Annotated in this window: 18 protein-coding genes and 1 pseudogene; 12 read left to right on the forward strand and 7 right to left on the reverse strand. The window is 70.2% G+C overall.

Going from position 1 to position 17,996, the window contains the following annotated elements; genetic code table 11:
• Positions 1 to 33: 33 nt before the first annotated feature.
• The 5 genes from ABZW32_RS04875 to ABZW32_RS04895 form a co-directional block, all read right to left on the reverse strand.
• Entirely contained in the window at positions 34 to 603 is a 570-nt protein-coding gene (locus ABZW32_RS04875; RefSeq protein ID WP_356211201.1) for a 2OG-Fe(II) oxygenase, read from the reverse strand.
• Positions 600 to 1,979 (reverse strand): cysteine--tRNA ligase, encoded by a 1,380-nt coding sequence (gene cysS / locus ABZW32_RS04880; RefSeq protein ID WP_356211204.1) that lies wholly within the window; start codon positions 1,977 to 1,979, stop codon positions 600 to 602. The genes ABZW32_RS04875 and cysS overlap by 4 nt, the downstream gene beginning before the upstream one ends.
• A gap of 51 nt (positions 1,980 to 2,030) precedes the next feature.
• On the reverse strand, positions 2,031 to 2,960 hold the full coding sequence (locus tag ABZW32_RS04885) for a hypothetical protein (RefSeq protein ID WP_356211206.1): 930 nt from the start codon (positions 2,958 to 2,960) through the stop codon (positions 2,031 to 2,033).
• Positions 2,961 to 2,972: 12 nt separating this feature from the next.
• Positions 2,973 to 4,052: a sugar-transfer associated ATP-grasp domain-containing protein gene (locus ABZW32_RS04890; RefSeq protein WP_356211208.1), complete on the reverse strand. Its 1,080-nt coding sequence runs from the start codon at positions 4,050 to 4,052 to the stop codon at positions 2,973 to 2,975.
• 147 nt (positions 4,053 to 4,199) lie between these two features.
• Positions 4,200 to 4,400, reverse strand: a complete 201-nt coding sequence (locus ABZW32_RS04895) for a hypothetical protein (protein WP_356211210.1) — start codon at positions 4,398 to 4,400, stop codon at positions 4,200 to 4,202.
• A gap of 422 nt (positions 4,401 to 4,822) precedes the next feature.
• Between ABZW32_RS04895 and ABZW32_RS04900 the strand changes: the two genes are divergently transcribed.
• Complete coding sequence (locus tag ABZW32_RS04900) at positions 4,823 to 6,163, forward strand: transcriptional regulator (protein ID WP_356211212.1); 1,341 nt, start codon at positions 4,823 to 4,825, stop codon at positions 6,161 to 6,163.
• 1,627 nt (positions 6,164 to 7,790) lie between these two features.
• On the opposite strand, the gene ABZW32_RS04905 is transcribed toward ABZW32_RS04900, so the two are convergent.
• A complete protein-coding gene (locus ABZW32_RS04905; protein WP_356211214.1) occupies positions 7,791 to 8,222 on the reverse strand; it encodes a winged helix-turn-helix domain-containing protein in 432 nt (143 codons plus the stop codon).
• A 161-nt stretch (positions 8,223 to 8,383) separates the two neighbouring features.
• Between ABZW32_RS04905 and ABZW32_RS04910 the strand changes: the two genes are divergently transcribed.
• The 5 genes from ABZW32_RS04910 (at position 8,384) to ABZW32_RS04930 (ending at position 12,924) form a co-directional block, all read left to right on the forward strand.
• Positions 8,384 to 8,752, forward strand: a complete 369-nt coding sequence (locus ABZW32_RS04910) for a hypothetical protein (RefSeq protein WP_356211217.1) — start codon at positions 8,384 to 8,386, stop codon at positions 8,750 to 8,752.
• 178 nt (positions 8,753 to 8,930) lie between these two features.
• On the forward strand, positions 8,931 to 10,355 hold the full coding sequence (locus ABZW32_RS04915) for a cell division protein FtsK (RefSeq protein ID WP_356211219.1): 1,425 nt from the start codon (positions 8,931 to 8,933) through the stop codon (positions 10,353 to 10,355).
• Positions 10,356 to 10,408: 53 nt separating this feature from the next.
• Positions 10,409 to 11,170 carry a DUF2637 domain-containing protein gene (locus tag ABZW32_RS04920; RefSeq protein ID WP_356211221.1) on the forward strand — a complete coding sequence of 254 codons (762 nt, stop codon included), beginning with the start codon at positions 10,409 to 10,411 and terminating at the stop codon, positions 11,168 to 11,170.
• A 135-nt stretch (positions 11,171 to 11,305) separates the two neighbouring features.
• On the forward strand, positions 11,306 to 12,775 hold the full coding sequence (locus ABZW32_RS04925) for a zinc finger-like domain-containing protein (protein WP_356211223.1): 1,470 nt from the start codon (positions 11,306 to 11,308) through the stop codon (positions 12,773 to 12,775).
• On the forward strand, positions 12,772 to 12,924 hold the full coding sequence (locus ABZW32_RS04930) for a hypothetical protein (RefSeq protein ID WP_356211225.1): 153 nt from the start codon (positions 12,772 to 12,774) through the stop codon (positions 12,922 to 12,924). Before ABZW32_RS04925 ends, ABZW32_RS04930 begins: the two co-directional genes overlap by 4 nt.
• 57 nt (positions 12,925 to 12,981) lie before the next feature.
• Here the strand turns inward: ABZW32_RS04930 and ABZW32_RS04935 are convergent, their stop codons facing one another.
• Positions 12,982 to 14,610 carry a recombinase family protein gene (locus tag ABZW32_RS04935; protein WP_356211228.1) on the reverse strand — a complete coding sequence of 543 codons (1,629 nt, stop codon included), beginning with the start codon at positions 14,608 to 14,610 and terminating at the stop codon, positions 12,982 to 12,984.
• 61 nt (positions 14,611 to 14,671) lie between these two features.
• On the opposite strand from ABZW32_RS04935, the pseudogene ABZW32_RS04940 reads away from it, so the two are divergent.
• From ABZW32_RS04940 to ABZW32_RS04965, 6 genes and pseudogenes are all read left to right on the forward strand, one after another.
• A pseudogene (locus ABZW32_RS04940) lies at positions 14,672 to 15,332 on the forward strand (ATPase, T2SS/T4P/T4SS family); the annotation flags it as partial.
• Entirely contained in the window at positions 15,265 to 16,131 is an 867-nt protein-coding gene (locus ABZW32_RS04945) for a hypothetical protein (RefSeq protein WP_356211230.1), read from the forward strand. The pseudogene ABZW32_RS04940 and the gene ABZW32_RS04945, both read left to right, overlap by 68 nt.
• Entirely contained in the window at positions 16,131 to 17,015 is an 885-nt protein-coding gene (locus tag ABZW32_RS04950) for a type II secretion system F family protein (protein ID WP_356211232.1), read from the forward strand. The genes ABZW32_RS04945 and ABZW32_RS04950 overlap by 1 nt, the downstream gene beginning before the upstream one ends.
• A 61-nt stretch (positions 17,016 to 17,076) precedes the next feature.
• Positions 17,077 to 17,274: a DUF4244 domain-containing protein gene (locus ABZW32_RS04955; RefSeq protein ID WP_030228542.1), complete on the forward strand. Its 198-nt coding sequence runs from the start codon at positions 17,077 to 17,079 to the stop codon at positions 17,272 to 17,274.
• Complete coding sequence (locus ABZW32_RS04960) at positions 17,261 to 17,638, forward strand: TadE family type IV pilus minor pilin (protein WP_356211235.1); 378 nt, start codon at positions 17,261 to 17,263, stop codon at positions 17,636 to 17,638. The genes ABZW32_RS04955 and ABZW32_RS04960 overlap by 14 nt, the downstream gene beginning before the upstream one ends.
• Positions 17,635 to 17,973, forward strand: a complete 339-nt coding sequence (locus ABZW32_RS04965) for an Rv3654c family TadE-like protein (RefSeq protein WP_356211237.1) — start codon at positions 17,635 to 17,637, stop codon at positions 17,971 to 17,973. Before ABZW32_RS04960 ends, ABZW32_RS04965 begins: the two co-directional genes overlap by 4 nt.
• Positions 17,974 to 17,996 lie beyond the last annotated feature (23 nt).

Genomic DNA, 17,996 nt, shown 5'->3' on the forward strand with positions numbered 1-17,996 from the left:
GGTTGCCCTCTCTGACAGGGCGGTAGCCGGTGCTCAAAGGCGTTCGGCATCGGTGCGCACGACGAGGGTGACGCGTTCGCCGCTCGTGATCGGCCGTACGCCGTGGATGTGGTCGCGGGTGGCCGGGAAGGCGACCAGACTCCCGCAGGGGGGCTTGATTTCCTGGGCGGGGTTCTCGAAGAAGAGCTCGCCTCCGCCGTAGGAGTCTGGGGTGTTGAGCCAGATCACAAGGGTGAGGTCGCCGCCGACGATGGGCTGTCCGTTGGTACGGGCCCGCTCGCGTTCGATGTCGGTGACCTCGTCGTGGTGGGCGACGAAACCGACTCCGGGGCCGTAGCGGTAGACCACCGCGGGCTGGGTGGGTATGCGCTTCGCGGCGATCTCGAAGTGGTCGCGCAGGTAGAGGGCCGAGTAGTAGATGGCCGCCTCCTCCAAGTGCGTCGGGACCTCGACGTACTCGCTCTTCCGCAGCGATTCGTCAATGACGCCCTGGTAGGTGCGCGGGTGGGCGGTCTGGCTCTTCACGTGGTCCATCAGCGCCCCGCAGAGGCTGAGGGGGATCGCGCTCTCCACGATGAGCGGTAAGCGGCTCTTCCAGGTCATGAGGTGGGCTCCTTCCACCAACGGGTGCCTTCGGGCGAGTCTTCGAGGATCACGCCCTGTTCGGTGAGCTGGTCTCGGATCGCGTCGGCTTCGGCGAACTTCCTCGCCGCACGGAGCCGGTCGCGCTCCTTTACGAGTTCGTCAACGGCGGCGTCGCTCTGGGCGGCGCCGGGGATGTCGAAGGTTCCGAAGAGGTTGTTCACGTCCTCGATCAGCCGCTGAGCGGCCGGTCCGGCCGGCTCGTCCATGCGGTTCTGCTCGCGGATGAACTGGAAGAGGACGGCCAGGGCGCCGGGGGTGTCGAAGTCGTCGTCCAGGCGCTCACGCATCTCCCTCCAGGTGTCGGCGGCGCGTGCAGTGTTCTCCTGGCTGTCCGTGTGCGCGGGGTCGATGGTCCGGGCGAAGTTCTCGATCCGGCGGCGTGCCCCCCGGGCCTGCTCCAGCGTGGAATCGCTCAGCTCCATAGAAGAGCGGTAGTGCTGGGAGAGGAACGCGTGCCGCAGGGTGCGGAAGTCCGTCCGGGTGAGGGCGTCCCGGATGGTGAGGAAGTTGCCGGTGCTCTTCGACATCTTCTCGCCGTCGACGCGCAGCAGTCCGGTGTGCATCCAGTAGCGGGCCAGCGGCTCGATCCCGGAGGCGGCTTCCATCTGGGCCACCTCGGCCTCGTGGTGCGGGAAGATGAGGTCCACGGCCCCGCCGTGCAGGTCGTACGAGGGTCCGAAGAACGTCTCCGTGATCGCGGTGTCCTCGATGTGCCAGCCGGGCCGGCCCTGGCCCAGCTCGGTCTCCCAGAACGGTTCGCCGTCCTTACGGCCCTTCCACAGCGCGAAGTCGCCCGGGTTGCGCTTCTTCGAGTTGTCGTCGATCCGCGACACCGAGTCCTCGGGGCGCAGGTCGGTGCGGCCGGAGAGCTTGCCGTACGCGGGGAACGAGGCCAGGTCGAAGTACCAGCCGTCATCGAGCTGATAGGCGTGGCCCCGCTCGATCAGCCGCTTGATCTGGTCCACGATGCCGTCGATGTGGTCGTGGGCTCGCGCGTGGACGTCGACGCGGGTGTTCCCCAGCGCGGCCATGTCCTCCAGGTACTGCTTCTCGAAGAGCGCCGCGATCTCCTCCGGCGGGACGCCCTCCTCCGCCGACCGCCGGATGATCTTGTCGTCCACGTCGGTGATGTTCTGGAGGTACGTGACCTTGTACCCGCTCGCTTCCAGGTACCGGGCGATGAAGTCGAACTGCGTGTACGTCTTCGCGTGCCCGACGTGGCTGGGGCCGTACACGGTGGGTCCGCACACGAACATCCGCACCTCGGCCTCCCGCTCGGGGCGGAACTCCTCAGTCTGGCCGGTGAGCGTGTTGTGGACCTTGATCGACATCATGCCTCCTGTGTAAGCGGATCACGCAGCGTACTGACGCCCGGACATAAGCGTCTAACTGGAAGCGCCACGCCCGCCGGAGGGAAGGAACTGCGGGGACGGCAGGGTGGCGAACACCGCTGCCTCGTCCCCGAGCAGGTGGTGGTTGGCCCGCTGGTACGCCTTCCTTACGGCCTCGATCGCGCCCGCGCTCAGGTCCATCCCGGCGGACTGGCAGAACTCCCCCAGCGCCTCACACCGCCGCTCCAGGTCGACCATCGACAGCGGGTCGCACTGCTGGGCCTCGATCAGCAGGTTCTCCTGCTCACCGCTGATCAGACCGAGCGCGCCGAGGGAGTACAGCTTCCACTTCATGTTCGGCAGCAGCCGGCCCGAGCGGGCGTACATCCAGTCCACTACCTCGTCCAGCGCCCCCGACAGGACGAAGTGGCCCGTAGGCACCCCGACCCGCCGCGCCATGCGGAGCGGGATCTCACGCACGTCCCAGGTGATCCGGTTGTACAGCCGGTGGGTCTCGCCCTCCAGGCGCTCCAGCTGCTCCCGCGTCTTGTGGGAGATCAGCGCCTCGAAGGCTTCCTCGCGGTCGAACAGTGGCTCGCCCTTGTTCCCGTAGGCGTCGCACTTGTCGCTGTTCCACGTCGTGCGCGGGTCGGCCTCGTACTGGAAGAGGAGCTGGTGGACGTTGACCTCCATCCGTCCCCAGGGGACCGGCAGGTGGAAGCTGAACTCCGGGATCCAGGCGGGGAGCCGGTCGCGGACCAGGGCGTACGTGTCCGCCGGCCGCGGCCTCCACTCGTCCTCCTTGATCGGGATGTCGAGGATGACGGCCAGGTCGAAGTCCGAGTCGGTGCTGAACCGGGTGACGTTGCGCGGCGCGACGGCCGAGGAGGAAAGGACGTAGAGCGCCTGGACGTCGGGCATCGCCTTGAGCGTGTTGAGGAGACCCAGGGCCGCGCCACGGGCCTGCATTTTCAGGTTTTCCACGAGAACTCCTGGTCAGATGATCGGGCGATCCATCACGGAGCGGAGCGCGGGGACAAGCTCCAGCGCGATGCCGCCGTGGGTGCGCTGGATGTGTGCGAGGGAAGGGCTGCTGTTGCCTTCGATGACCACAGGCCCCTCGGGCGTGAGGGCGATGTCCCAGCCGATGAAGGGAACCTGCGGGAACAAGCGGGCACAGCGGGCGGCCAGCTCCCAGACCTCCGTCATGCGGGAGATCCGGTGCTCGGAGAACGGCACCGAACTGACCCCGTGGCGGGTGTGGGCGTTCAGGTACCGGTCGTAGCCGTGGCGGTCGAGTCTTCCGTCAGTGTGGACTCGGATCTGCATGCCCCCGGCGGCCGAGTTGTCGGTGATGCCCTCGGCGCCCCCGAGTTTCAGCATCACGTACAGGACCTCGGCGACACCTTCACGCAGCAACGTGATCACGCGAAACGTGTTGAGGACGTAGGGGTTCAGGACGTCCAGGTCGGGATGCTGCGGGACGTGCTGCTCCACCAGCCACGTACCCCACTGCTGCGCGTAGCCCGCCAGGTCGAAGCCGTCCTCGCCAGGTCGGACGATCACGATGCCGGATCCGCCGCTGGAGTAGCGGGACGGCTTGACCACCACGCGCTCGAATCCGGTGACGCGATCGAGGACGTCCGGCAGCGCCACCGCCTCGCCGTCGGACATCACGCCCGCGTGGCGGTCGCCGCTCGCGATCAGTGCCGGCTGCGGGACGTCGTCTGAGGCGAGGATCTTCTTGCAGGACGTCTTGTCGTCCAGCTCGATCGTGTCGCGGTTCACACGGGGCAGGAACCGGTGGAAGAGGGCCGTCTCCGGCAGGTACGAGCAGGCTCGTTCGGCGGACACCTCGCGCCGGTACCCGCCGTAGCGGAAGTAATGGAAGGGCAGGCAGCGCCACCGCGCGGAGACCTTCACCAGGTCCCCCGCGATACGGGCCATGCTCTTCCGGTCCTCCTCGCGCAGCATCGCGGGAAGGTGCTCGCTCCGCAGCTGCCGCACCTGGTAGGGGAGGAACCGCGCGCTGGATACTCGAGGAAGGACCTCGGTGCGGAACCATTCCTCGGTCACGGCCTGGCGGTAATTGAAACCGCGGTTCGCGATACCTCGCATGGTGCTCCTCCCGTTCTCAGTGGTCCGGACTTCCGGCGATGGCCAACGTGACGACGAGCGCGGTAACGGCGATGACGTAGGCCAGGACCGCGAGGCGCTGCCTCATCAGGCGGGCCCGATGTTGTCGGCTGCGGTCGCCCAACCAATGCCGTTCGCGGGCTGGATGTAGGCGATGCGGATGAGCCGGCCGCCGTGCCTCTCGTGGACGACTTCCGCCAGCTCCCCTTCGCCCCGGCTCGCGATGTCGCGGACCTGGCGGTGGAGGAGGGGGTGGTCCTCCCGGCCTTCGGCGTCGACCGGATTCACCGCTCGGACTCCTCGCGGTCACCCCCTCCGCAACGCGGGAATCTCGCCGCCCAGCCGGATTCGGCACGGGCACGGAAAGCCGGGCTCGGACCGGTCGGCAGCTCGGGAACGGTGTGCTGACGTCCGCTGGCACCCGGCGCGCGCACGGGCAGGGGCTGGCTCATTACGGCCTCCTCGGGGGTGGTGCAGCCCGTCACCCACGTGAGGGGGCGTCGATGACGGGCTGCGGTCCTGGGAGCCGTCCGGAGCGGTGCGGGGGAGCCGGTTGCCCGGGGGTGCTCGGCTCCGAACGGCGTGGGGCCCAGTGAACGGCCGTGGACCACGGGCCCGGAACGTTTCCCGGGGGTTTCTCCAGCGAGAGAAACCCCCGTTTCTCACACGGGGAGTAGCCTCCTGACTACCGACCTGAGGGGAGAGGTGGGATGTCTGACCCGATGGCTCTGCACCCGCTGACCTACGTGCGAGAAGGCAAGGGCTGGGGCAAGGCCGAGTTAGCCCGGCTCATGTGCGAACGCGGGAGCGCGCTGGGCGTACCGCTGGCCACCAACCGGACAACGGTCTGGAAGTGGGAGCAGGGGCAGGAACCAGACCTGGACGCCCAACTGGTGCTCGCCCACCTCCTGGGCGTGCCCGAGGACCACGTACGTTCGGCGGCGTGGCCCCGGTGGCTACCGGCCTGGGAGTCAACGGCACTGGTGGCCCCATGGACTCCGGCCGGTACCGTGAAGGTGTTTGCCGATCTGGTCAGGAGTGGCCATATGGATCGTCGGGGGTTCCTGTCCATCACCGGGGCCGCGTTGACGGGCGTTGCGGCCAACTGGGCAGCCGCGCCGGAAGCGTTCGCTTCAGCGTTCGATGGCGACCGCGTCACGGACGAGATGGTGACCACCATCGAAGTGCGCGTCGACACGCTCCGGTCACTCGACGCTCAGATGGGCGGCGCCCGCCTCCTGGAGCAGGCCACCGGTGACCTCTCCCTGATCACGGGTCTCCTCGACCACGGGCGCTACACCGACGCCGTAGAACACCGGCTGTACGCCACGGCGGCCAGGGTGTCGTACCTCGCGGGCTGGATGGCCTACGACAAGGGCCTTCGCTCCCTCGGGCAGCGTTACTACGTTGGCGCCCTGCGGAGCGCCCACAGCGCGAAGGACGACGGCTTCGGCGCCTTCATCCTGGCCGAGATGGGCATCCACATCTCCGATTCCGGCGACACAGCCGCGCGCGTGAAGCTCATCGACACCGCCATCTGCAACGCCCCGACGGCCCTCCCACCGGCGGCAGCCTCGTACCTCTACCTCCACCAGGCCGAAGCCCTGTCCCGAGACATCCAGCACGAGGCGGCCGGTAAGTCACTCAACCGGGCCTACGACCTGTGGGGCGCCCACCACGAAGGCGACCGACCCGACTGGCTGGGCTGGTACGGGGAAGCTCAACTCAAGTCCACCGAGGGCAAGATCATGCTGCGCTCCGGCTTCCCCGAGCGTGCCACCAGCGCCCTCGCGGTCGCGGTGGCCCAGGCGGTCCCGCGCGACCGCGCCGTACGCTCCGGCCGCCTCGCCACGGCACGCCTGGCTGCCCGGGACCTGGACGGGGCCTTGGACGCCGCCAACCTCGGCCTGGAGCTGCTGGAGAACCGCGTGCGCTCGGACCGTGCATCTGTCCGGCTGGCGAAGTTCAGCGCACACCTGGAGCCGTACGCCGGAGTGCCGTCGGTCCGCGAGTTTCGCGATCGGCTCCAGGCCCTTCCTGCTGTCGCCTGACATCGCCCCGATGTCGAGCCCGGCCCCGGCGTCGCCCTCCGACGCCAGGCCAGTACATCCCAAGTCCGGCCCGTTCTCTGACAGTTGCCGATGAGCGCGACCGTCTACGTCGCGGTCGGCCGGAGCGGCTTTGGCCGGTGTCCTGTTCGGGTTGGGGTCGGGCATGTTCAGGGGGCCGTACGCTGGCCCGGCAACTCGGGCAGGCTTTGATCCTGCCCGGAATTTGAACGAGTGGCCCCCTGGACTTGCCCGACGCGGGCCCCGGCCCGAACAGGTGGGTAAAGCCGTGGAGGCCGGCCGCCCCGGCCACGTCTGGTTGAACAGCAATCCGCGGCGACCTGTGCGAGCTGGGCGTACGTCCCGTTCCTGTTGGCTGTGCCTGCCGTGGGGTAGCGGTCGGGGTTCTTCCGGGGTCTGGCTCGACCGCTTCTCGGGCTTTTGCGGCGCGAGTGGGCGGGGGCCGTCGCGGGCGGTGGCGGAGACATGGAGCCAGCGGCGGCCTGGGGCCGCCGCGCCGCGCGGCCCGCGTCAGCGGGCCGCCTTGATCCAGTAAAGAAACTTTGGACAGCTCATCCCTTGGGCCGCTTCGGCCGCCAGGTATGGGCTGTTTCCTCATGCTCTAATCCGTTCTGTTGCGTATTGCATGGTTTATGGCGGTCTGGTCTCGGGATCGCCAGAACTTATCCACAGGCTTGGCGCGGTCTGATGGTCCCCGAAGTTGTCCACAGGCGTGATGGCCGGGTGGGTCTCTTCGCGCTGTATCCGGGCGGTGACGGCTCCCGGGTGTGTCGTGGCCGACGGGAAGAGGGTGTGGGGATGCGTGGTCTGAGGGGGGTGTCCGCTTTCGCTGATTGCGTGCGGCCCGCGCTGGAAGGTCCGGTGCCGTGCACACAGGAAGCGGGACGTGTGATGCAGGCCACAGAGCTTCAATGTCACCCGAAAGCCGTCGGCGACACCTCTATGGGCGATCCGCATCAATGCGGCGCGCAACATACCCGACGATCCCCGGTTAGCGAAACCGGGGATTCTCCGGATCCTTGTGGTCAGCCGGAGGGGTCGAACAGCGAAAGGGAGGTGCCTGTGATGGGAGTCACACGGGAGGGCGTCACACGCTCGGGGATTTCGACACCTGTAGCAAGTGAGCAACCCTTCCGGGCGGCTTCTACCAGGCGGGGCGGGAATTCGGAATTCCCGGAATCTCCGGAGGATTGCCCGTGGGTTCGGGGCGGGGAAGTGAGGGTGGGGCAAGTGGTGCGCAGCGATGGTGACTGCTGGTCGGAGCGGTTGGCGGCTCCCCGTGGGGCGGTCTTGCGCTGCGAGGTTGGCGCCCGTGAGGCGGGACGCAGAAAGGTTCTTTCTGGCGTGCTCCCGCCCGGCGGGCTTCACGGTTGCGGCGGTGCGCCCGTGCTCAGCATGGTTCCGGTGTGCGTGGCCGAAGAGCGCGGGCGCGCTTCACCGGGGCCGGCGGACGGGGTGTTTTGCAAGGCGGTACGGAACGGCGGCACGGCAAGGGGCGGGGACGAAATGAGCGAGTCGGAGATTGCGGCACTGGAGGCTGACGTGAAGGGCCTCAAGGGTGAGTTGGCCGACTTGTCGGCGCTGCTCCTGAAGGTGCAGGCGGAGATGCTCAGGCTTTCGCGTCGATGTGCTTTGCCATCTGCTGAGTGAGCTCAAGCAGGTTCTGGAGAGTCGTGCGCATGATCGTCATGTCGTGCTTTAGCTCTTCCACTTCCATGGCGAGCCGGAAGTAGCGGTCATCCGCAGGCTTGGGGGGCGTGTCGGTCGATGCGCCCCCTTCGGCCTGCCCGCCCTCGGGGTCGGCTTCGTGCCGGCGGACGAACGATCCCCGGCCCGAGACGGAGTAGATCAGCCCCTCGGTCTTCAGCGCCCTGAGTGCGTTCTGCACGGTGGCGCTGGCGATCCCGAACTTCTCCTGGAGCTCACGGGAGGACGGGAGCTTGTCGCCGGGCCCAAGCTCGCCGCTCTCGATCTGGCGGCGAAGGTACTCGGCGACCTGCACGTAGGGCGGGCGGTGGTCTCGGTCCAGAGGCAGTGTCATGCCCCGAGGATACGGCTGCCTACGTGGGGTGCGCAGTCACTGTGGCCAACTGATACGGGCCGCTGTAGCTCGATGGGTGTTGCAGGTGCCTGCAACGGTGTGCTTTTATTTGGGCGTGGCCGGGATCGCCGGTCAAACCCGAATGAAAGGGCTTATTTGCCATGGCCAGGACGTACATCCGTGTGGGGTTCCAGCAGTCCACGAAGTGCATGACGGGCACCCCGGCGGTGCCGAAGTGGGCGGACCAGGAGAAGGGGCTGCGTGCGACCGACCGGGAGACCGGGCAGCCGCTGTTCACCGTGACGCTCTTCCTGATGGAGGACGAGCGGGCGGAAGTCATGAAGGTCACCGTTCCGGCGGACGGCCTCCCGAACGGCCTGCACCCGGGCCGCTTCGTCCGCCCGGTGAACCTGTTCGCCTCCCCGTGGGCGCGGATCTTCAACGAGCAGTTGCAGGAAGGCGTGGCCTACCGGTGCACGGCCCTGGAGCTGATGGAGGCCCCGGCGATGCCCGAGGGCGCGGCGGCGTGAGCGTCCCCGCCCCGCTTGACCTCCATGACGGCGGCCACCGCTTCACCCCGTTCCTCGTGGACGCGGTGGCCGCCGTTGCGGCACGGGCAGCACTGCCGCCCGCACACACCCCCGCTGGGTGGGGGGACCTGGAACCCTCCTCGACCGATTCCCTCTACGACACGAACGGCACGAACCGATGAACGAACTCAACGAAGCCTTCGGCTGGCTCAACGCCGTGATGTGGCTCGGCATCGCCGTGATCGCCCTGTGGGCGGCGGTGTGGATCTTCCGCTACGTGCGGGCCTCGCCGATGGAGCGGATCAGCATCCGCCAGGCCGTCCGGATCCGCTGGGGCTGGAAGCGACTCGCGCAGATGGCGGGCCTGTCCGTCACGGACAAGATGCCCACGCTGATGGCCGAACTCGCGAACACGGACGGCACCAAGCAGCACAAGCCCCGCGTCCTGACCCCGGCGCTCAAGGTCACCCCGGATGCCTTCGGGGTGATGGCACGGGCGAACTGCCTGCCGAAGGTGAGCCTGGCCGAATTCCAGAAGGCCGCTCCCTACCTCGCGGACGCGTGGCGCATGACCCGTGTGTCCGTCCTGCCGGGGGACAAGCCCGGACAGGTGCTGATCCGTGGCGTCCGCGTGGACCCGCTGACCACTCCGACCGAGCACGTGCCCACCGGCCGCCCGCCCAAGGAACACGCGGTGTGGGAACTCGGCGTGGATGAGTTCGGCATGCCCGTCTCCGTGTCCCTGAAGGATGTTCCCGGCGTCACGGTCGGCGGTCTGCCCGGTTTCGGGAAGACGTCCCTGACCAACCGGCTCGTCTGTGACTGGGCACCCTCGCCGGCCATCCAGTTCGTCACCCTGGACGGCAAGGTCACCCATGCCCGGGAGGGCGACTACGCCGAACTCGTCCAGCGCATGTTCGCCTTCTGCGGTGATGACCTCGAGTCGGCGAACAAGCTCCTCAAGCGCCTGGTGGAACTGCGTCGTGCCCGCTCGGCGTGCATGACCAGCGTCCTGGGCGTCAAGAACATGTGGCACGTCGGCCCCTCGGAGATGTGGCCGCTGATCGTCGTCAACATCGACGAAGCCCACACCTACTTCCGCGACCACAAGGGCTCCGACCCCGCGACCAAGCGCCTGGCCGCGCTCGCCGCCGAGAACGCGCGTCTGGCGGAAGACCTCGTCAAGAAGGGCCGCGCGTTCGGCATCCTGGCGATCCTCACCACGCAGAAGACCACCGGCGACGCGATCCCCACCTTCATCCGGGACGTGTGCCCGGTCGGCCTGTCCTTCGCACAGAAGACCGCCGAAGCCGCGGTGGCCGCCCTCGGCGAAGACATCCGCCAGTGGCCCGACGCCAACCCCATCAACCTCCAGGACCCCGCCTATGTCGGCGTGGCCGTCATGTCGGCCCAGGGCCGCCCCGGCTTCGTCCGCATCCGCACCCCCTACGTCCCCGACGCGCACGCAGGCCACATCGCCGCCGAAACCGCGCACCTGGTCCGCGACCCCTTCAAGCTCCTGGAAACCCTCACCGGCCGCAGCGTCGCGGACCTCGCCAAGCACGACCCCGACGAGGACGGCCCCGACCTCATCGCCGCCTGACCGCCCCCGCCCCTCTGCCCCTCGCACAGCCGTGGAAGGAGGTGAAAACCCTCATGTCCCAAGACCGGATCACTCAGCGCACCGTGACCGTGGTCATGGCGATCATCGCCGCCCTGGCCTTCGTGTTCTCCTTCGGCAACGTCTGGAACCTCGCCCTGCGCCTGGGCGTACCGGGCCCCGTCGCCCCGCTGATCGCCCCGATGGTGGACCTGTCCGTGGTCGGCCTCCTGGTCGCCCTGCGGTACCTGTCCCTGCGCGGAGTACCGGCCGATGACCTCAAGGGCGCTACCCGCCTGATGCACGCCTCCGGCTTCTTCACCCTCGCCCTGAACATCGCCGAACCGATCATCGCCGGACACTACGGCCGCGCCTGCGTGGACGCCGTCGCACCCCTGCTCCTCCTCGGCTGGGGCGCCGTCGGCCCCGCCCTCCTGCGCCACTTCCACACCGTCGCCGCCCCGGCCCCGATCATCGCCCCGGCCCCGGCTGCGGTGGTCGTCCCCGAGTCGGCCCCGGAACCCGCCCCGGCTCTCCCGGACCCCGAACCCGTCCCGGACCCCGAACCGGTCCCGGCACCTGCACCGGCGCCCGCCCCGGCCGCAACACTAGCCGCCCCGGCCCCGGTTGTAGCTGCCCCGGCTCCTGTGGTCGCTCCGGCCTCGAAGGTGCCTGCGGCCCTGCTGGATGCCGCACGCGAGATCGCCGACGCACACACGGCGACACACGGTCAGCCGATCACCGCCGCACAGCTCAAAGCACGCCTCGGCGTCGGCCTCCCCCTCGCCACCGCCGCACACGCCGCGCTGACCGCCTGACCCTCCCGCCGGCCTTCCCGGCAACCCCCACCCCTGGCCCCCATGGGCCTGGCCAGTCATGCCCCCGGCCGCACCCCGCCCCCTGCTCGGGTGCGGCCCGGGGCCCTCACCCCCGTACGGAAGGACACCCCGCCGATGCCCCGGAACCTCGACCTGCGGCACGTGATCAGCCCCGCCGTACGCGACCTGATCGAACTGGCCAACCTCCAAGACTTCGACCGCACCCGCGACCAGATCACCCGACTCCGGGGATGCGCGCGGCCGGTCAACCTCTCCGGCTGGTCCGAGACCCGCAACGCCGAAACCGGCGCCGTGGTCCGCTCGTACTCGACCGCCGACGAACCCACCGGGCGCCTGCTGACGGCCTGCGGCAACCGCCGCGCCTCGCGCTGCCCGGCCTGCTCCCGCACCTACGCCGCCGACACGTTCCACCTCGTCCGCGCCGGACTGTGCGGCGGCAAGAACGTCCCCGAAACCGTCCGCACACACCCCCGTGTGTTTCTCACCCTCACCGCCCCCTCCTTCGGCCCGGTCCACAACCGGCCCACTACCAACACCGGCAAGCCCTACCCCTGCCGCTGCGGCCAGCACCACGGGGAAGACGCGCCCGAGCTGGGTACCCCGCTCGACCCGAAAGCGTACGACTACACCGGCGCGGTCCTCTGGAATGCCCACGCAGGGGCCTTGTGGGCCCGTTTCACGGCCTACATGCGCCGTGAGCTGGCCGCGCACCTGGGCATGACGCAGAAGGCGCTCAACGCCGCTGTGCGGGTTTCCTTCGCCAAGGTCGCCGAGTACCAAAAGCGCGGCCTGGTCCACTTCCACGCGGTGATCCGCTTCGACGGCCCCGACGGCCACACCAGCCCCCCGCCGGCCTTCGCCACCGTCGACGCGCTCACCCACGCCATCGGCGCGGCTGCCCGGCGCTGCGTGCTCACCGTTACCTCCGACACCGTAGGAGACCGTGACATCCGCTGGGGCGACAAGCTCGACGTCCGGGAGATCGCCGCACTCGGTGACGGTGAACTCACTGACGCCGCTGTTGCGGGGTACGTCGCGAAGTACGCCACGAAGAGCGCTGAGGACTCCGGCACCGTGGACCGGACGATGGTCTGCCGGACCTGCTCCGGTCGTGGCACTGTCGGCGGCACGATCCGTGACCTGTGCCCCGACTGCCACGGCACCCGCCAGGCAGAGCCGATCAAGAACCTTCGGGTGCAGAGCCACGTCCGGCAGATGATCCGTACCGCCTGGGACCTGGGCGGCCTGCCCGAATTCGCAGACCTCAAGCTCTGCAAGTGGGCACACATGCTCGGCTTCCGCGGCCACTTCTCCACCAAGTCCCGCGCCTACTCAACCACCCTCGGCGCACTCCGCGATGTCCGCCGCGCCTGGCGCCTTGCCCAGGCAGAAGCCGCCCGTGTCCGCGCCGGCCACCCCGCGCCCGCCCCAGACACCGTGCTCGTCACCGAGTCCTCCTGGGCCTACCTCGCCTCCGGCTACCGCCCCGGCGAAGAACTCCTCGCCAACCAGACACGCCACGAGATCAACCAGACCCGCGCCGATAAGGAACGGGCCAAGACCGAAGGGGAGGTATGGGCATGAGCCGCGCTGATCGTCGTCCCACGGAAGCTGAATGCTGGGATGAGTTCTGGGAGATCATCGGCAAGGCCGCTGCCCGTCGCTACCTGCGTGAGCTGGAGACCACAGAAGCTGACCACGCGGACGTGATCGACTTCCCCGCCGCTGCCTGATACAGCACTGCGCCGCCCTCGACCAACCAGGTGGGGCGGCGCAGTGCCATCGTCGTCTTACACGGCTTCGGGTAGATCCTCGTCGGGCTCGGGCCGCTCCCACAGGGGGATGACCTTGTACCGGCCCTCGTCGTGGAACTCCCCTCGCTCGGCCGTTATACGCCAAATGACCTTCCGGAGTGCCGCCCGCTTGGTGTCCTCGTCCATGTGGCCCCACTCCTGCATCAGGCCCTCGAAGATCTCCCGCTTGGGTACGGTGGGCTGCTTGCGGCGCTTGGCCTTCCGAACCTTGGCCTCGGCGTCGCTGATCTCCTGGGCGATGTCGTCGCGCTGCTCGCTGAACTCCGCCTGGTCGATCTCGTCGGCCGCCCGCATGCGAACCAGGTTCTTCTTCAAGACCTTCAAGCGGGCGATCTCAGCTTCCCACTCGGCGACAGGGTCTGCCCGCCCTGTCTCCGCCTCGACGGTCGCCTGTGCTGTCGCGCTCGCGGTGCCGTTGTCCTTCGCCCGGTCCTGTAGCCAGTTGTAGATCACGTTATCGACGGCGGCGCGGCTGGCATTGGAGTGGTTGCACTCGCCCGTGTCGATCCTGCGGCACCTCCACGTCAGGTACTTACCGCCCGCCGCGCCGCGAGAGCTGCCCGCGCGCATCGGGGACCCGCTCTTGTCGCCACAGTCGATGCAGACGACCAGACCGCTCGCGCGGTACTTCGCCTTGGTCTTGTGAGAGGCGATCCGCGTTCCCGCTCGGCGCCTGTCGAGGTAGGCATCCCACGTGTCTTCGCTCTTGATCACCTGCGCGTGGGCGCCGGGGAGCCAGAAGAACCGGTCGATTTTGTGAATCCCGATGGACTCGACGGCGGACTCTTCCAACTCGTCCGCCCAGCTTTGCGCCGTCGGCGTGACCCGCAGATACCCTGCACCGAACCCGGTGTCCATGGCCCCCAAGAGATCCTGCGCTGTCAAGATCTTCCCCGAGTAGGCCCGGATCCCATCCAACTTGATCTCGTGCGCCGTCTTGCTCAGTGGCTTACCTACTGCGTACTCCTCAAAGGCGTACGCAAGCGCCTCGCCATAGACGGGCCGGGGTATCTGGATGCCTGCCTTGCACTTCGCGCAGGTCTGCCGCTGCTTGCGCTCCCTGCGGACTCCCCTGGGCGAACGGGGCTCCGGCATCGGACACGTGTCGCAGTACCAGTAGCCAAACCTCGGCGCCCCGTGGTGCGGCAACCCCAGCCGCAGCCGGCGGGCGTGGGTGCTCATCCAGTTCTCGCCGATCTGCTCGCGTTGCAGCTCCGCAACACCCAGCATGTTCGTCCGGGCGAACCGGCCGGCGGCGGTCTTCGTGTCGAAGTGCTCAGTCGCAGACTTCGCGACACCACCCAGACCCTCCAGCATCCGGATGTTGGTCAGGGACAGCTCGATGTTCCGGCCGAAGCGGTCCCACCTGTAGACCAGCACCCCGTCAGCCTCGTCGTTGGCGACACGGGCGATGATGGCGCCGATCTTGCGCTTGGCGAAGTCGCCCCCCGACAGGTCAAGGTCGTGGACCACGTCCACGATGACGGCCCCGATGTCGGCGGCATGCTTGCGGCCGGTGTGCTCTTGCAGCTCGGGACTGATCATGTCCTCTCGGGCGGTGGACACCCGGATATACAAGATCAGTCGTAGAACCTTGCTGCTCACAGCCCTGAGCCTGGCCGCCATATCGCTCTCCCGTACGTGTGTTCTTTTAGGAGTCTACGTAGGGACCGGGACGGGCAAGACCACCCTGCTCAGCGCCCTGCTGGGGCTGGTCGGGCCGGGCGAGCGGATCGTCCTGGCGGAGGATTCCGCCGAACTGCGCCCCGACCATCCGCACGTGGTGCGGCTGGAGACCAGGCCTGCCAACCAGGAGGGGGCCGGGCTGGTCACCCTGGCGGACCTGGTCCGCCAGGCCCTGCGGATGCGGCCCGACCGGCTGGTGGTCGGCGAGGTGCGGGGCCCCGAGGTGGCCGACCTGCTCGCCGCCCTGAACACCGGGCACGAGGGCGGGTGCGGAACGGTGCACGCCAACGCCGCGGCGCACGTGCCCGCCCGGCTGGAGGCGCTGGGCACGGCCGCCGGGCTCGACCGGGCCGCCCTGCACAGCCAGTTGGCGGCCGCGCTGACCCTGGTGGTCCACCTGGTCCGTGACCGGGCCGGGCGGCGCAGGGTCGCCGAGGTGCACGTGCTGGAGCGGGATCCGGCCGGGTTGGTGGTGACCGTGCCCGCGCTGCGCTGGGGGTCCCGCGGGTTCGTACGGGAGCCGGGCTGGGTACGGCTCGGGCCGCTGCTGGGAGGTTCCCGGTGAGCCCCGGGGTGTCGGTGCCCGTCTTCGCCGGAGTGCTGTGTGCGGGCGCCGCCGTCCGGGTGCTGGCCGGGGGTGACCGACTGCCCCGGCGGGCCCGGCTTGTGCTGGCCGGCGGAGGCCCGTCGGTGCCGGACGGGCCGGTGTGGGGGTGGCATCTGGTGGCCGGGCTGCGGGTGCGGGCCGGGAGGTGGCGGGAGTGGGTCCCGCTCGTGGCCGGGCTGGTGGTCGCGGTGCTCGGCGGGTCGGTGATCCCCCTGGTTTCGGGGGCGCTCGCGGTGCCGCTGGTACGGCGCCGGCTGCGGGCCCGGGAACGCGAACGGGCGCGCGGGGCCCGGGCCGCCGAGGTGGTGGCGCTCTGCGGGGCCGTGGTGGGGGAACTGCGGGCGGGATCCCAGCCGGGACGGGCTCTGACGGCGGCGATGCGCCGTACGTCGGCCGGTCCCGGCGGTCCGGGCCCGGCCGAGGCGGGGGTGCTCGCCGCGGCGGCCTTCGGCGGGGACGTCGCCGGGGCCCTGCACGAGGCGGCCCGTGAGCCGGGCGCCGCGGGACTGGCCGGGATGGCGGCCTGCTGGCGGGTCTCCGTGGACGGCGGAGCGGGTCTGGCGGCCGGACTGGACCGGCTGGAGGGGGCGTTGCGTGCCGAGCGCGACCGGGAGGAGTCACTGAAGGCCCAGTTGGCGGGAGCCAGGTCGACGACGGTGGTGCTCGCGCTGCTGCCGCTGGTCGGGCTGCTCATGGGCGCCGGACTCGGGGCGGATCCGTTGCGGGTGCTGCTGCACTCGCCGGTCGGGTGGGGCTGCCTGCTGGTGGGCGCTGTGCTGGAGGCGCTGGGACTGCTGTGGTGCCGGCGGATCGTGCGAACGGGGGAGCGGTGATGGGCGGGCCCGTGGTCCACAGGCTGGGGACGGCGTTGTGCCTGGCGGTGCCGGTGTGGTGTCTGGTGTCGGGGTGGGCGGTGTGGCTGCGGCGGAGGGCGGCCCGTCGCAGACTCGCGGAGCTGTTCCCCGCTCGGACGGCGGGCTCCGGGCCGGGGGACGGGTCCCGGGGGCGGGCGTCGCGGGCGGTACCGGCGTCGCGGGCGGTACCGGCGTCGCGGGCGGTCCGGCCGGTCCGGCTGGTACGGGCGGGGCGGGTGGTACGGGCCGGACCGGCCCGGGTGTCGCCGGGGCACCGGGTGGTGGCCGGGGCGTGGCCGGGAGGCCCGGTGCCGGTCGGTGGGGTGCCGGGCGCGCCGGCCGGGGGCGCGGCGGAGTCCGGGGTGCGGCGCTTTCTCGCCCGGTCCCGGTCCCGGGCACCGGCCGGGGCCGATCCCCGGGAGATCGAGCGGCAGCTGCCCTTCGCGGCGGATCTGCTGGCCGCCTGTCTGGCGGCGGGTGCGGGCCCCGTGGAGGCGGCCGAGGTGGTGGGGGAGTCGCTCGGCGGACCGGTGGGCGAGCGGCTGGCGCTCGCGGGCGCGGAGTTGCGCCTCGGCGGCGAACCGGGCGCCGCGTGGGGGAGGTTGGCGCGGATACCGGGGGCCCGGGGGCTCGCGGAGTGCCTGGAGCGGGCCGCGCGTACCGGGGCGCCGGCGGCCGAGCCGGTATCCCGGCTGGCCGCGGGACTCCGGGCGGAGCGCTCGCGCCGGGCGACGGCCGGGGCGCAGCGGGCGGCGGTGCTCGTCACCGCGCCGGTGGGGCTGTGTTTCCTCCCCGCCTTCCTCGCGATCGGGGTGGCTCCGGTGGTGATCGGAATGGCCTCGGGACTGCTGTCGGGCAAGTGAGAGAACCACACGGATCACAAGCTGAAATCACATCAAGAACGTAATCCCACAGGAGGTTGTCATGAGGATCATCTGGTTTCGGGTGCGGGCGGCGCTGAGCGGTCGTTCGGGTGACGCGGGAATGTCGACTTCGGAATACGCCATGGGCACGATCGCGGCGTGTGCGTTCGCCGCCGTTCTGTACAAGGTGGTGACGAGTGACGTGGTCTCGGCGGCCCTTCAGTCGACCATCGGGAAGGCGCTCGATGCGCCCTTCTGAGGGAAATCGGGCGGGAATCGGGGACCGCGGATATGTGACGGCCGAGGCGGCTCTGATCATTCCGGCGCTGGTGTTGTTCGCGGCGTTGCTGGTGTGGGCGCTGATGGCGGCGGCCGCGCAGATCCGGTGCGTGGACGCCGCGCGGGCCGGTGCCAGGGCGGCGGGCCGGTCGGAGCCGCTCGACGAGGCGGTGGCGGCGGCGCGGGCCGCCGCCCCGCCCGGGGCGCGGGTGGAGCTGGAGCGGTCGGGGGACCTGTGGCGGGTCACGGTGGCGGCCCCGGCGCCGGGCCCGGCGGGGCTGCCGGTGCGGCTCGGGGCGGTGGCGGTGGCGCTGGCGGAGGACAGCGTGGGGGCGCCGCCGTGAGCCGGGAGCGGGGTTCGGCGACGGTGTGGGCCGCGATGGTCGCCACGGCCCTGGTGGCGGTGTTCGGGGGTGTGCTGCTGCTCGGTCAGGCGGTGGTGGCCCGCCACCGGGCGGGGGCGGCCGCGGATCTGGCGGCGCTGGCGGCGGCCGTGACCTGGGCGCGGGGGCCGGAGACGGCGTGTGCGGTGGCCGGGCGCGTGGCGCGGGCGCAGGGGGCGGAGGTGATCGTGTGCCGGGTCGGGGGTGAGGTGGCGGAGGTCATGGCCCGGGTCCGGGCCGGGCCGTTCGCCCCGGGGGTCGCGGCCCGTGCGGGGCCGGGGCTCGTGGAGGGCTGAGCCGGGTGCCGGGTGCCGGGTGT

The sequence above is a fragment of the Streptomyces sp. NPDC004667 genome (assembly GCF_040609475.1).
GTDB lineage: Bacteria > Actinomycetota > Actinomycetes > Streptomycetales > Streptomycetaceae > Streptomyces.